The 12,779-nt window shown below is 61.0% G+C and carries 13 protein-coding genes; 7 read left to right on the forward strand and 6 right to left on the reverse strand.

The features are described from left to right. Positions 1 to 30: 30 nt before the first annotated feature. The 4 genes from EV698_RS02875 (at position 31) to EV698_RS02890 (ending at position 3,653) form a co-directional block, all read left to right on the forward strand. Positions 31 to 996 (forward strand): TRAP transporter substrate-binding protein, encoded by a 966-nt coding sequence (locus tag EV698_RS02875; RefSeq protein WP_130502654.1) that lies wholly within the window; start codon positions 31 to 33, stop codon positions 994 to 996. Between the two features lie 77 nt (positions 997 to 1,073). Next, complete coding sequence (locus EV698_RS02880; protein ID WP_130502655.1) at positions 1,074 to 1,619, forward strand: TRAP transporter small permease; 546 nt, start codon at positions 1,074 to 1,076, stop codon at positions 1,617 to 1,619. Beyond that, positions 1,616 to 2,890 carry a TRAP transporter large permease gene (locus tag EV698_RS02885; RefSeq protein ID WP_130502656.1) on the forward strand — a complete coding sequence of 425 codons (1,275 nt, stop codon included), beginning with the start codon at positions 1,616 to 1,618 and terminating at the stop codon, positions 2,888 to 2,890. Before EV698_RS02880 ends, EV698_RS02885 begins: the two co-directional genes overlap by 4 nt. Before the next feature lie 16 nt (positions 2,891 to 2,906). After that, complete coding sequence (locus EV698_RS02890) at positions 2,907 to 3,653, forward strand: SDR family oxidoreductase (protein WP_130502657.1); 747 nt, start codon at positions 2,907 to 2,909, stop codon at positions 3,651 to 3,653. A 19-nt stretch (positions 3,654 to 3,672) separates the two neighbouring features. Here EV698_RS02890 and EV698_RS02895 read toward each other — a convergent pair whose 3' ends face one another. Both EV698_RS02895 and katG read right to left on the reverse strand, forming a co-directional pair. Next, the gene (locus tag EV698_RS02895) at positions 3,673 to 3,972 is read right to left on the reverse strand and encodes a hypothetical protein (RefSeq protein ID WP_130502658.1); all 300 of its coding nucleotides are present in this window, start codon (positions 3,970 to 3,972) and stop codon (positions 3,673 to 3,675) included. A gap of 91 nt (positions 3,973 to 4,063) precedes the next feature. After that, positions 4,064 to 6,298 (reverse strand): catalase/peroxidase HPI, encoded by a 2,235-nt coding sequence (katG, locus tag EV698_RS02900; protein ID WP_130502659.1) that lies wholly within the window; start codon positions 6,296 to 6,298, stop codon positions 4,064 to 4,066. Between the two features lie 209 nt (positions 6,299 to 6,507). Between katG and EV698_RS02905 the strand changes: the two genes are divergently transcribed. After that, a complete protein-coding gene (locus EV698_RS02905) occupies positions 6,508 to 6,903 on the forward strand; it encodes a RidA family protein (protein WP_207220482.1) in 396 nt (131 codons plus the stop codon). Between the two features lie 47 nt (positions 6,904 to 6,950). Next, the gene (locus EV698_RS02910; RefSeq protein ID WP_165385698.1) at positions 6,951 to 7,334 is read left to right on the forward strand and encodes a YajD family HNH nuclease; all 384 of its coding nucleotides are present in this window, start codon (positions 6,951 to 6,953) and stop codon (positions 7,332 to 7,334) included. Positions 7,335 to 7,443: 109 nt separating this feature from the next. Here EV698_RS02910 and EV698_RS02915 read toward each other — a convergent pair whose 3' ends face one another. Further along, positions 7,444 to 8,199: a sulfite exporter TauE/SafE family protein gene (locus EV698_RS02915; RefSeq protein ID WP_130502660.1), complete on the reverse strand. Its 756-nt coding sequence runs from the start codon at positions 8,197 to 8,199 to the stop codon at positions 7,444 to 7,446. Positions 8,200 to 8,325: 126 nt separating this feature from the next. Between EV698_RS02915 and EV698_RS10475 the strand changes: the two genes are divergently transcribed. Continuing rightward, positions 8,326 to 8,508: a type II secretion system protein gene (locus tag EV698_RS10475; RefSeq protein WP_130502661.1), complete on the forward strand. Its 183-nt coding sequence runs from the start codon at positions 8,326 to 8,328 to the stop codon at positions 8,506 to 8,508. Here the strand turns inward: EV698_RS10475 and EV698_RS02925 are convergent. From EV698_RS02925 to EV698_RS02935, 3 genes are read right to left on the reverse strand one after another with little or no spacing between them, the layout of a single operon-like run. Continuing rightward, positions 8,439 to 8,753 (reverse strand): circadian clock KaiB family protein, encoded by a 315-nt coding sequence (locus EV698_RS02925; protein WP_420853018.1) that lies wholly within the window; start codon positions 8,751 to 8,753, stop codon positions 8,439 to 8,441. The genes EV698_RS10475 and EV698_RS02925 overlap by 70 nt on opposite strands. Then, the gene (locus EV698_RS02930) at positions 8,750 to 10,471 is read right to left on the reverse strand and encodes a DUF7125 family protein (RefSeq protein WP_130502662.1); all 1,722 of its coding nucleotides are present in this window, start codon (positions 10,469 to 10,471) and stop codon (positions 8,750 to 8,752) included. The genes EV698_RS02925 and EV698_RS02930 overlap by 4 nt, the downstream gene beginning before the upstream one ends. Before the next feature lie 15 nt (positions 10,472 to 10,486). Further along, entirely contained in the window at positions 10,487 to 12,547 is a 2,061-nt protein-coding gene (locus tag EV698_RS02935; protein ID WP_130502663.1) for a putative bifunctional diguanylate cyclase/phosphodiesterase, read from the reverse strand. Positions 12,548 to 12,779: the final 232 nt, after the last annotated feature.

Raw genomic sequence — 12,779 nt, forward strand, 5'->3', positions numbered from 1 at the left:
GGCAATAAAAGCAACCTCCTGGAGGAGATTATGAAGTTCAAGAACCTGACTGTTGCAGCCTCAGCGCTGCTGATCGTGGGCGGTACCGTGGAAGCACGGGAAATCCAGCTCGGCCACGTACTCTCTGACGATTCGCATTACAGCGTGGGCGCCGACGCGTTCAAGGAAACCCTCGAGTCGGTCAGTGACGGCGAGTTCACCGTGCGCGAGCATCCGGCGGGATCGCTCGGCGGCGAGCGGGATATGATCGAGGGGCTACAGATCGGCACGGTCGATGCGGTGATCACCTCGACCGGACCGCTCGGAAACTTCGTCCCCGAGACGTACGTGCTCGACCTTCCGTTCCTCTTTACCGATTACGAGCACGCGCGCTCGGTACTCGACAGCGAGATCGGCGATGACCTGCTCGGGAGAATGGAGCAGCACGACATCATCGGGCTTGCCTGGTCGGAAAATGGTTTCCGGCACATGACCAACTCCCGTAACGAGGTCAAGGAGCCGGCAGATGTTGATGGCATGAAGATACGCACGATGGAAAACCAGGTGCATATGAATGCGTTCAGCGAGCTGGGAGCGAGTCCGACGCCGATGGCCTTCCCGGAGCTCTTCACAGCGCTCCAGCAGGGTACGGTGGACGCCCAGGAAAACCCGATCACGGTGATCGTGGCGACCAAATTCTGGGAAGTCCAGGACTACATCTCACTGACGGGTCACGTCTACTCGCCCGCTGCGGTTCTCGGGTCGGGTCCGCTCTGGAGTGATCTGAGCGAGCAGGAGAAGCAGTGGTTCAACGAGGCTGCACAGGCCTCGGCCGAGGCCACCCGGGCCGAGGTGCTCCGGCTCGAGACCGAAGGTCTGGATCTGCTGCGCGAAAAGGGCATGACCGTGATAGAGGACGTGGACAAGGCGCCCTTCCAGGAGGCAATCGAACCGGTCTACGAGTCTTTCACCGACCAGTATGGGGACGAAATGCTGGATCGGATCCGGAATTTCTGATTCCAGGCCTGTATGAGCCATGGCGCCGGAGTCCGTCGGGCTCCGGCGTCCGGTTTTGAAATGACCGGGAGCCGATCATGAGCGTATCCCTGCCTGAGTCCCTTTGCCATGCCATTGTTGCGATAGAGCGAGTAACGACGCGCACCGCGCTGGTGCTGTCAATTGGCATGCTCGCGCTGGCCGCCGTTGCAGCCTTCTACCAGGTCATCACCCGATTTGTATTCAATGATCCGTCGCATTTCTCCGAGGTCGCTTCGCGATCACTGATTATCTGGAGTGTGTTTCTCGGCGCCGCCAACGTCTTTCGACGCAACGAGATGATGCGCGTTGAGATCATCTTTGCGGTTCTCCCACGTCGCCTGCATGTGGTGCTGGAGTATTTTGTTGCGCTGCTTTGTCTGCTCTTTTTCGTGCTTCTCGCCTACTACGGCTATCTCATGGGCTTGCGTGTACAGCCCCAGCGTATGGCGGGGATGGATATTTCCATGGCGTGGGCCTATTCCGCTCTGCCCGTGGGTAGTGCCTTTGCCATCATTGCACTGATCGGCCGGCTGCTGGATTCGGATATACGCCAGTTGCGGGCAGAGCCGGTGCCGGCCGTGGCGGAGGGGCCGGATCGATGAATGCCGCGATTGCAAGCGCCCTGATCGTTTTCTTTGTGCTTGGCGTACCGATTGCTGTCGCCATCGCCCTCGCGTCAATGTTCGGGATCCACTTTTTCTCGCCACTCCCGCTCATCCTCTCTGCCCAGCGGATGTTCGTCAGTATCGATCACTATCCTCTGATGGCGATCCCGTTTTTCATCCTCGCAGGCAATCTCATGGCCGGCGGCGGGATTTCCCGGCGTCTGGTGGAGCTTGCCAAATCCATTATCGGTGGCATTCAGGGGGGGCTTGCCTGTTCCTGTGTGCTGACCTGCATGTTCTTCGCGTCCGTGTCCGGCTCGAGTGTCGCGACGACTTATGCAATCGGCGCGATCCTGATCCCGGCGATGGTCCGGCACCACTACCCAAAGCCACTCGCTGCCTCTATTCAGGCCTCTTCGGCCGAGCTGGGTGTGCTGTTGCCACCTTCGATCCCTCTGATCCTCTACGGGGTCAGCACCGACACCTCGATCGGCAAGCTCTTTATCGCGGGGATCGGGCCAGGGCTACTGTTCGGTACAGCGATGATTCTGCTGGTTTACGTGATCTGCAAGTTCAAGGGGCTTGGCAAGGGCGACGGCGCGGAGCGCGATTCCCTGCATATCGCTATCAGCAAGGCCTGGGCGGCCATTCTGATGCCGGTGGTAGTGATCGGCGGTATCTACGGGGGCGTGTTCACACCGACCGAAGCCGCCGCCGTGGCCGTGTTCTATGCGCTGTTCGTCGGAATGGTGGTCTACCGAGAGCTCAGCTGGCGGGACCTGTGGCCGATTTTCGTGACCAGCGTGAAGGGCACGACCGCCATCATGCTGATCATTGCGGCGGCGGGGCTATTCAGTTTCCTCATCAGTCGCTCGGGGTTGCCCGCCGATGTCGGCGAGTGGATCAACATGAATTTCGACAGCGTCTGGGCGTTTCTGCTGGCGGTGAACCTGTTGCTCCTCTTTGTCGGCATGTTCATAGAAACATCGGCCGCCATTCTGGTCCTTGCCCCGATTCTCGCCCCGGTCGCGGTCGGCTTCGGGGTGGATCCGGTCCATTTCGGACTCATCGTCGTCGTCAACCTGGCAATCGGCATGTTTACGCCTCCGCTTGGCGTGAACCTGTTCGCCGCGTGCGCGGTGGCCGATCTGCCGCTGGAGCGCATGATCCCGTGGCTGCTGCAGTTCGTGCTGGTGGCCATCGGCTGTCTCCTGCTGGTGACCTTTGTCCCGATGATCAGTCTGGGGCTGGTGGAAATGCTTTATTAATGAGGAGAGGGTAGTAATGAGACTCGCGGGAAAAGTAGCAATCGTGACGGGGGCGGCCTCCGGATTTGGTAAGGGCATTGCCGAGCGTTTCGCCGAGGAGGGCGCGCGCGTCGTGCTGGCCGATATAAGCGATGCGGCTGGTGAGCGTGTGGCTGACAGTATTCGCAGCGCCGGTTGCGAGGCGATCTACGTCCATGCCGATGTTGCCCGGGCTGACTCTGTCCAGAGCCTGGTCGATCACACAACCGAGCATTTCGGTGACCTCGATATCGTCGTAAACAATGCGGGCATCACCCATCGGAACGGCCCGATGCTGGGCGTCGATGAGGCGACATTCGATCGTATCTACGCGGTCAATGTGAAATCCCTGTACCACATGGCGCAGGCGGCCGTTCCGCTTTTCCGCTCGCGGGGCGGCGGGTGTTTCGTGAACGTGGCCTCCACGGCAGGGGTGCGGCCAAGACCGGGATTGACCTGGTATAACGGCAGCAAAGGGGCGACCATCATTACCGGTAAATCCATGGCGGTGGAGCTCGCGCCTGACCATATCCGGGTGAACACCATTAACCCGGTGATGGGAGAAACAGGCCTCATCGAGGACTTTCTGGGTGATAACACCCGGGAAAAAATTATTAGTGGGATCCCGATGGGACGGCTCAGTCAGCCCCTGGATATCGCCAATGCTGCGCTTTTCCTGGCGAGTGACGAGGCCGACTTCATCACCGGCGCCTGCCTGGAGGTCGATGGCGGTCGGTGCGTGTAGAGCTACTGCCGCTGCGATGTCAGTGTGGTGAACCCTGGCGAGTGGCGGCCTTGTGCCGTTCGCTCGCATCGTAATTTTTTCGGCTGTAGCGCAGCACGTAATAGGTCACGAAGCACATGGTGATAAGGGCGACATGGCCTGCGATTGAGTAGCCAATGGTCATGTATTCACCGACGTACAGACCGAATGAGACGCACCACATGAATGCGAGGACGTTGGTGGCAAGGTATTTCCATTCAAGCGGCGCGTTCGATAAGGCGTTGGCCGCAGGATCGACGAGCGTGAATAGAAATCGAATGAATTTAAATAGTCCGAACATCGCCGATTCCCCAACCAATAGTTAAATTATTGGAAGAGGAATCGGCGGGTAAGTTCCTAAAAAGACGTCGCCTTGAAAATCAGGCGCGGCTTTATCCCTCGGCGAGGTCGAAACGGTCCAGATTCATGACCTTGTTCCAGGCACGGCCGAAGTCGCGGACGAACTTCGCCTGACCGTCGGTCTGTGCATAGACCTCTGAAATGGCGCGCAGCTCGGCGTTCGAGCCGAAGATCATGTCCACGCGGCTTCCGACCCACTTGAGCCGGTCACTGGTGCGGTCCTTGACCTCCAGGAACTCCTCCTCATCGGTCGTGGGCTTCCAGTAATTGTCCATGTCCAACACGTTGCGGAAGAAGTCGTTGGTCAACGTGCCGGGCCGATCCGTGAATACGCCGGTGCCAGAGCCGTCGGTGTTGGTATCGAGCACTCGCATGCCACCAACCAGCGCCGTCATTTCCGGTGCACTCAGTCGAAGCTGCTGGGCCCGGTCGACGAGCATCTGCTCCGGCGGGACGGTGTAGCGCATCTTGACGTAGTTGCGGAAACCGTCCGCCTCGGGCTCGAGCCAGGCGAAGGAATCGGCATCGGTCCACTCGTCAGAGGCATCGGTGCGCCCCGGGTGGAACGGGATCTCGATCGGCTCACCGGCCCGGGCAGCGGCATGCTCGACCGCCGCATTGCCACCAAGGACGATCAAATCGGCGAGCGAGACGCGCTTGTTACCGGTCTGCGATTCGTTGAACGCCTTCTGAACGGACTCGAGCGTCGGCAGCACCTTGTCCAGCAGCTCGGGGTTGTTCGCCTCCCAGTCCTTCTGCGGGGCGAGCCGGATACGTGCACCGTTGGCGCCGCCACGCTTGTCCGCATTGCGGAACGTGCTGGCCGAGGCCCAGGCGGTGAACACGAGCTCGGAGACGGACAGGCCGGATGCGAGGATCTGGTCTTTGAGGGCCGCGATGTTCTCGTTATCGATGAGCTCATGATCCACGGCCGGCACCGGGTCCTGCCAGATGAGATCCTCAGCCGGTACCTCGGGGCCCAGATAACGGCTCTTGGGGCCCATGTCCCGGTGCAGGAGCTTGAACCAGGCCCGCGCGAAGGCATCCGCGAACTCCTCGGGATTCTCGTAGAAGTGCATCGAGATCTCGCGATAGCTCGGGTCCACCTTCATCGAGATGTCGGTGGTGAGCATGACCGTCTTCTCTGTCTTCGATGCGTCATGGGCCTTCGCGACCAGGTCATTCTCGCGGACATCCTTCGGTTCCCACTGCCAGGCGCCGGCCGGGCTCTTGGTGAGCTCCCACTCATAGCCGAAGAGCATGTCGAAATAGCCCATGTCCCACTGCGTGGGCTTCGGCGTCCAGGCGCCGTCCAGGCCACTGGTCAGGGTGTTGTCGCCCTTGCCGTCGCCGTAGCTGTTGCGCCAGCCAAGGCCCTGCTCGCTGAGCGGCGCGCCCTCCGGCTCCGGCCCCTGGTAGCTGGGATCGACCGCGCCATGGTTCTTGCCGAAGGTATGACCACCGGCGATGAGGGCCACCGTTTCGTAGTCGTTCATGGCCATGCGCGCGAAGCTCTGGCGGATCTCGTGACTGGCACCGACGGGATCGGGCTCGCCGTTAGGGCCTTCCGGATTAACGTAGATCAGTCCCATATGAGAGGCGGCGAGCGGCTTGCTGATCTCGCGATTCTCGTCGTGGCGCTCGCCGTCGTCGGCCAGCATCTCGTTCTCCGAGCCCCAGTAGATGTCATCTTCCGGTTCCCAGATGTCCTCGCGACCACCACCGAAGCCAAAGGTCTGGAAGCCCATGTCCTCCATCGCGCAGTTGCCGGCGAGGACGAACAGATCGGCCCAGGAGATGGCGTTACCGTACTTCTGCTTGATCGGCCAGAGCAGCCGGCGGGCCTTGTCGAGGTTGCCGTTATCCGGCCAGCTGTTGATGGGCGCCATGCGCTGCGAACCCGAGCCGGCGCCGCCGCGGCCGTCCGAGGTACGGTACGTGCCGGCATCGTGCCAGGTCATGCGGATGAACAGCGGCCCGTAGTGGCCATAGTCCGCCGGCCAGAAGTCCTTCGACTCCTTCATCAGGGCGAAGATGTCCTGTTTGACTTCCTTGAGGTCGATCGTCTTGAACGCCTCACGATAGTCAAAGCTCTCGCCGAGCGGATTGGATACCGCCGATTGCTGGTGGAGGATTCCGAGGTTCAGCTTGTTCGGCCACCAGTCGTGTACGCCGGTCCCGTCGCCATGCACCTCGGTGCGTGAGCCGTGCATGGCGGGGCATTTGCCCTGGTTCTTGGTGTCTACGTCTTTCGGATCTGCGGCCATCGTTTGGTCTCCGGGCAGTTAGTGCTGCGTTTGATAGTGGTCTCAATAACTGTTTGAAATTAACACCTGCAGCCTGGGACGACTAATTCAACCGCTCACTGAGATCTATATGCCGAAACTATCGAGTGAAGGCAAGTCATTGATGGCGTGAAAGCTCGATTCGCGTGTGGCGGGATATCATCAGTCAATCAACACGGAGGGAACACCCCATGGCCCAGGTCCTGCATCACATGATACCGGCGGCGCCGACGCCGGTCGCGCCATTCAGTCATGCCGTCGAGTCCGACGGCTGGATTTACACCAGTGGACAGATCCCGCAGGACCCCTCTGATCCCGACGGCCCGATGCCGGGCGATATTGTCGAGCAGACGCATCGGTGTATGCGTAACCTCGTAACGGTTCTCGAGGGGCTGGAGCTGACACTGGCCGATGTGGTCTCCACCCGCGTTTATCTGACGCACTTCTACGACGACTACGATGCCATGAACGCGACCTACGAGAGTTACTTTCCGGTTGGCGAGCGGCCAGCGCGTACCTGCATCGGGGTGACGGGACTGGCCAGACGGGCAAGAGTCGAAATCGACATGGTCGCCCGAAAGGGCTGACCCCGGCGAGAATCACGGATTACTTTTGTGACCAGGAGGGTATTGGCATGAGGAAAATCGATACCGGGAAGCTCGATCGGGTCGTAGCCGACGCCAATCGCGCGGCGGATGCGCGCAGCCAGGGGTATCGCGAACGCGCGCTCAAGCTGTTCCCGTGGATTTGTGGTCGTTGCACCCGCGAGTTCACGCGAGCCAATGTGCACGAACTCACCGTGCATCACATCGATCATGACCATCACAACAATCCGGATGATGGCAGCAACTGGGAACTGCTCTGTATTTACTGTCATGACAACGAGCACCAGCGCGAGCTGGAAGCGCGCAATCACTCGGGGGCTGCCGAGGATCGGCCTCAGCCGGCGGGCACCCATTCACCGTTCGCGGATCTGAAATCGTTACTCGGAAAGGGCGGCAGTAACGGCGAAGATTGACGAGGTGATCAACGCCCGGCAGGAGTTACTTGTTGCGACGAATTCTCCTGGGCGTCGAGCGCGCCCTGGGCCGGGTGACACACGCCGCCGGATATCTATCACGGCTCGGTCAGTCGAGGAAGAACAGCACGGTGGTGATCGTGCCCACGACGACAATCCCCGCCCGCAGGGTACGCGGTGGCAGGCGCCTGCCGATCCTGGCGCCGGCCAATCCCCCGATGCTGGCGGCAATGGCCATGGGCAACACCTCCGCCCAGGCAATGGCTCCGCCGATCGCGTAGATCGTAACCGCGATGACCGTCAGCACGGCGGATAGCAGATTCTTCAGGGCATTCGCCAGATTGATGTCATCCACGCCCAGTAGCCGAAACGCGGCCAGCATCACGATGCCCATCCCGCCCGCGAAGTAACCGCCATAGAGACTGACGACGAGGATTCCAAGGCGTCCCGGCAGGGAATGCCGGGCGGCGACCCGGGTCGTCAGCACGCGGTGGATGGCGGGACCGGTTGCGAACAGCAACGTTGCAAACAGCAAAAGCCACGGCACGATCGCGCTGAAGGCCTCGTTCGAGGTCAGTAGCAGCAGACCCGCGCCCAGGCTGCCGCCGATGGCGCCCAGGATCACGATGGCGAACAGTGTCATGCCCCGTGGCGCGCGGATCAGATCGCGGGATCCCCAGACGCTCGCGAGATACCCGGGGAGCAGGGCGGTTGTCCCTGTGGCGTTCGCCATGACCGGCGGTACCCCGGTGAAAACCAGCGCGGGCAGCGTCAAGAAACTGCCGCCGCCGGCGAGGGCGTTAATAACGCCACCGATGAGCGCCGCCAGCACGACAACCGTGAGATCGAGGATCAGGTCCGACATGGGTGAGAGGTTAGCAGGCGGTGGAGCCACGCAGGCAGGTCAGATCGTCGAGATTGAAAGGTTGGTCGGAGTGGGTCTAGCTTATGGCTTGTCAATCGCCGATCGTCGGAAAAAGTCTTGAAGATAATGCGATCAAATCGCACCGCTGCAGGGTTCACACTGATCGAGCTGGTTATCGTTCTGGTCGTGCTCGGGACGCTCGTGGCGATTGCAGTGCCTCGACTCCAGGGTATCGGTCATCAGGCCGAGGTCGTCGCCAGATCGGCGAGAAACCGATACAGCCGATCGTCATCGGACAGGTCACCGTAGAGCAGCGAGCCACCGTGTTCGTCGTCGGTTTTGAGCAACGAGGGCGTGGCAAACACCGAGTAGGTCAACCCTTCCTGCGGTTGCTGCAGCAGGTCGATCTCGTAGGGCGTCAGGTCGTCACGGCCAATCTCCTCGAGCATCCTCGCCAGGTTTGCACGCGCACGCTGTGTTCGCGGTGCATTGCCCGTCACGAATAGAATCAGTCGTGGCATACGGGATTCCTGTACCGACGAATCGTTAGTCATGATTGATCTCCATCGTTCCGGTCCTGGACCTCGTCGTTGGCGGTCGGGTTATCCCGATCGGGGTCCCTCTGCTGCCTGATCTCCCCGCGAGTTTCCTCATCCAGGCGACTGGTCTCGGTATGTTCCTTCTGCTCAAGCTCCATGATGGCCTCCAGACGGCGGCGCTCCTTCTCTGCCTGGGCGATCTGCTCCTCGAGGTCGGTGCGGCGTTGCTCCCATTCCAGCGATCGCCGTCGTGCGGCGGCCGCGTCCTCGAGCTCGCGGGTGACCCGCGCGGTTCCCATTAACACCTCGCTGCCATTCTCGTAGATATCGGCCAGATCCGGGCCGCTTTCGCCGATGAGGAGCTCGCGCTGCTGGTTTGAATGCCCGGTTCCGCGGGATTTGACGATGGAAAGGGAGCGGTTCCGCTCGCCGGCACGAACGTTATAGTCGAGGACGATCCAGCTGTCGGCCAGCGTCGAGACTTGTCCCTGTGTCGCTTCACCTTCCGGGTCTTCTTCACCGCTCAGCGAAGTGATGATGGTGGTGATGCCACGCCGCCGCACCAGGTCGAGGAGTTGCTCGGTGGCCATATTGGCGCCCTCGGTGGCGCTTGCCTTGAGCATGGCGGAAATCGGATCAATCACCAGGCAATGCGGCTCGAACGTATCGAGCAGCCGCCGGATAGTCAGGAAATGCTCGGTGACCCGCGCGGCATAGGCCGAAAGCGTTCGAAAACATACCCAGCCGGCCTCGATCGGCTCGCGCAGGTTGATACCGACGGATTCGAGGTTGCGGACATACGGACCCTCGAGTTCATCGAAGCTGATATACAGCGTCCGCTCACCCCGTGCGGCCGCTGCCTCCGCGAAGGCACCTGCCAGCGTGCTTTTGGCGGTTCCCGGCCGCCCGGAGATCAACAGGCTCGATCCACGATAGATCCCGCCCCCCAATAGGGTGTCCAGGCGTTCGACGCCCAGGCTCAGTCGCTCGTTGGTGGCCTCGACATCCGCTCTTTCGTCCGCCCCGTGGTAGGGGAGTGTGATGCCGTGGCGGTCGATCAGCATCGGCATCTCGTCAGCGGTATGATCGGAACCCCGATATTTGGCGATACGCAGCGAGCGGTTGAGCTGCTGGTTGACGATCTGTGCGCTAAGCACCAGTGATGCCGAGAGGAGGAATTCAACGCCTTCGAGATGGGCGGGGGCTGTGCTGTCCCGGGTGGCCTTACCGGTGAGCAGCAGGGTCCAGCCATACTGCTCGCAGGCCTCCTCCACCCGCCGAATCTGGTTGATGGCCGCCTTGTGGTCGGGTTGATACTGCAGTAGCTGATCGATGCCATCGAAAACGATCCAGAGCGCCCCCACCTGAGTGGCTGCCGCCGCCACGACCGAAAGCAGGCCGTCGAGATCGAAATTCCCGGCCGACTCGCTGTCAATCGGGGGGCGGGCGTCGATGATCTGCAGCCGATCAGACTCGAGTAATGACTGGCCCCAACTAAACGACGCCGCATCGCGCCGGATCTGCGCGGGTGATTCCTCGAACGAGACAAACACCGCTCCCTCGCCACGCTCGATCGAATGAGCCAGCACCTGGAGCGCCAGCACGGTCTTGCCGGCCGCGGCCTCGCCCAGTACAAGCGTCGCCTGCCCCGTGGGTAGCCCGCCGTTAGTGACCCGGTCCAGGTCGGCGATGCCTGTTCTGCGTTTCTCCAAAATGTCCTCCGCTCTATTGATCGCCAGTGAATGGCGCTATTCGATCTGGTCAGCCGTCAGGGGGAGCTGGCTACCGCGCTCCAGCAGCCACCGAAAGTCCTCCGCCTCCAGTGGAAAGCTGTAGTAGAAGCCCTGGCCGAGCCGAATCCCCATATCCAACAGTGTGTCGCGCACGGTAGTGGACTCGATCCCCTCGGCAATAATCTCGGCATCGAGAGCACTGGCAAGCATCTTCACCGCCTCAACAATGTTGCGACTGAAGTCGTCGTTCATCAAATGAGTGACAAACCCCTGGTCGATTTTGATCTCATCGAACGGGTACTGCTGAAGATAGAGCAGCGAGGAATAGCCGGTGCCGAAATCATCCAGCGAGAGGCGCACATTCATAGCTCGTAGCTCACGCATCTGCCGCAACAGATACGCCGACTCCTGGGCAAAGACACTCTCCGTGATCTCCAGGGAGAGCTGCTCGGGCGCTATGCCCGTCTCTTCGAGTATTCTGTGGACGGTATGCGGGAAGCTGCCGGAGCGGAACTGCACGAGCGAGACGTTGACCGCAACACGCACGACATCGAGGCCCTCGTTCTGCCAGCTCCGTAGGTGCTCGCAGGCGCACCGGACGGCCCATTCGCCGATCGGTCCGATCAACTGACTCTGCTCGGCGATGGGGATAAAAACGCCGGGCGAGATGAGCCCCCGCTCCGGGTGATTCCAGCGCAGCAGCGCCTCGGCCGAGACAAGATGCCCGGTGGATAGATCCACCTTGGGCTGGAAATGGAGCTCGAGCTGATTGTCCTGTAGCGCCGTGCGCAGCTCACGGGTTAGATCAACACGTGCGCGCGCCTCCTGCTCGAGACGGTCCGTATAGGCCACCCATGGCAGGTTCGAGTCGGCCCGATGCTGGAACAATGCCCGTTCGGCCTCGCGAAGCAGCGTGTCCGCCGGTCTTGTGCCGTGGTTTAGCCGGGTATAGCCGACACGTATGGCGATACCGATGGCTACGCCATCGAGATCGAATGGACGGGAGAGCTGATCGACGATCGCCTCGAGCCGTGTCTGAATCGGCTCATCGGGATCCGGAGCCAGAAAGAGGGTGCACTCGTCGCCCCCGATTCGACCGGCGAGTCCCGGTCCGCTGGCGGTTTGCAGCAGTCGCTTACTGAACTCGATGAGCAGTCGATCACCGCCCTCGTAGCCGTAGGCGTCGTTGATATCCCGCAGACCGATCACGTCGACCATCACCACCATGGCCTCGCTATGCCAGCCTTCCCTGTCGACCCACTCCTGAAGCGCCTGGCTGAAACCGTTGCGCGTGTAAAGCCCCGTCAGCGAGTCCTCGAATGCCAATCGCTCGAGATCGCTTTCCGTTGTCCGAAGGGCGGTCGTATCCTGTTTAATCGCGGCGTAGTTGACGACCTTCCCATCGTCGTCCCGCAGGGGGGCGATCAGCGTGTATTCGTGGTAAAGGCTGCCATCCCTGCGCCGGTTCTCGAGCTCACCGATCCACGTTTGCCCGCCCTCGATGGTCTCCCAGAGATTGCGATAGACATCGTCCGGCGTGTTGCCGCTCTTGAGTACGGCGGACGTATTGCCGATCAGCTCGTCGCGGGAATAGCCCGAGATCTTCTCAAGTGCCGGATTCACATACTCGATACGACCCTGCAGATCAGTGATCGCGATCGAGGAGGGGCTCAGGTGCGCGATGGACATCATCTTCTGTAACTCGCGCTCACACTCGCGTCGATGGGTGATGTCGGCAATCACGATCCCGATCTCGCGTTGCCCCAATTCCGAGTGCATCAGGGGAATATAACGGACCTCGAGATCGCGCTCCCCCATAACGGCGCTCTGGCGCTCGATCTCATAGCACTGGGGCTGGCCGTCGAGGCACCTGTTCAGGCGCGGCCTTGTGACGCTTGCGAAGTGCTCATCGCCAACGACCCTGCGCACGCTGACCCCCACGAGGCTGTCGGGAGATGGCGCATGCAGGCGCTGATAGGCCGCATTGACCCAGCGGTAGCGGTAGTCGGCGTCGACAATGGCGCAGAGGTTATCGCTTGCCTCCAGCAGTGTCTGGAAGCTCGATGGATCGGGCATGTGATTATCGCTAGCGGCTTCCTGAGTCATTGCACTGGTTGATGCGCATCATTAATCAATCGGATACCCGTTAGGATACGCCGATCAAGAGGACGGCGCCCAATCCGCTCCGGTCCCGGCGCGGCCGCGGGGTTGTACCGATCAAAAAAATTGTTCTACAGTTAAACAAGGCTGGATGCCTGACCTGGCAGATTCCTCCCGCAAGACCGCTTGAACGCCGTCCCTCGCTACG

This window comes from Spiribacter vilamensis (genome assembly GCF_004217415.1).
Taxonomy (GTDB): domain Bacteria; phylum Pseudomonadota; class Gammaproteobacteria; order Nitrococcales; family Nitrococcaceae; genus Spiribacter; species Spiribacter vilamensis.

What these genes read in the sequence shown, in the direction of transcription:
- EV698_RS02875 (WP_130502654.1), top strand. Translation starts at nt 31, where the DNA reads ATGAAGTTCAAGAACCTGACTGTTGCAGCCTCAGCGCTGCTGATCGTG.
- EV698_RS02880 (WP_130502655.1), top strand. Translation starts at nt 1,074, where the DNA reads ATGAGCGTATCCCTGCCTGAGTCCCTTTGCCATGCCATTGTTGCGATA.
- EV698_RS02885 (WP_130502656.1), top strand. Translation starts at nt 1,616, where the DNA reads ATGAATGCCGCGATTGCAAGCGCCCTGATCGTTTTCTTTGTGCTTGGC.
- EV698_RS02890 (WP_130502657.1), top strand. Translation starts at nt 2,907, where the DNA reads ATGAGACTCGCGGGAAAAGTAGCAATCGTGACGGGGGCGGCCTCCGGA.
- EV698_RS02895 (WP_130502658.1), bottom strand. Translation starts at nt 3,972, where the DNA reads ATGTTCGGACTATTTAAATTCATTCGATTTCTATTCACGCTCGTCGAT.
- katG (WP_130502659.1), bottom strand. Translation starts at nt 6,298, where the DNA reads ATGGCCGCAGATCCGAAAGACGTAGACACCAAGAACCAGGGCAAATGC.
- EV698_RS02905 (WP_207220482.1), top strand. Translation starts at nt 6,508, where the DNA reads ATGGCCCAGGTCCTGCATCACATGATACCGGCGGCGCCGACGCCGGTC.
- EV698_RS02910 (WP_165385698.1), top strand. Translation starts at nt 6,951, where the DNA reads ATGAGGAAAATCGATACCGGGAAGCTCGATCGGGTCGTAGCCGACGCC.
- EV698_RS02915 (WP_130502660.1), bottom strand. Translation starts at nt 8,199, where the DNA reads ATGTCGGACCTGATCCTCGATCTCACGGTTGTCGTGCTGGCGGCGCTC.
- EV698_RS10475 (WP_130502661.1), top strand. Translation starts at nt 8,326, where the DNA reads ATGCGATCAAATCGCACCGCTGCAGGGTTCACACTGATCGAGCTGGTT.
- EV698_RS02925 (WP_420853018.1), bottom strand. Translation starts at nt 8,753, where the DNA reads ATGACTAACGATTCGTCGGTACAGGAATCCCGTATGCCACGACTGATT.
- EV698_RS02935 (WP_130502663.1), bottom strand. Translation starts at nt 12,547, where the DNA reads ATGCCCGATCCATCGAGCTTCCAGACACTGCTGGAGGCAAGCGATAAC.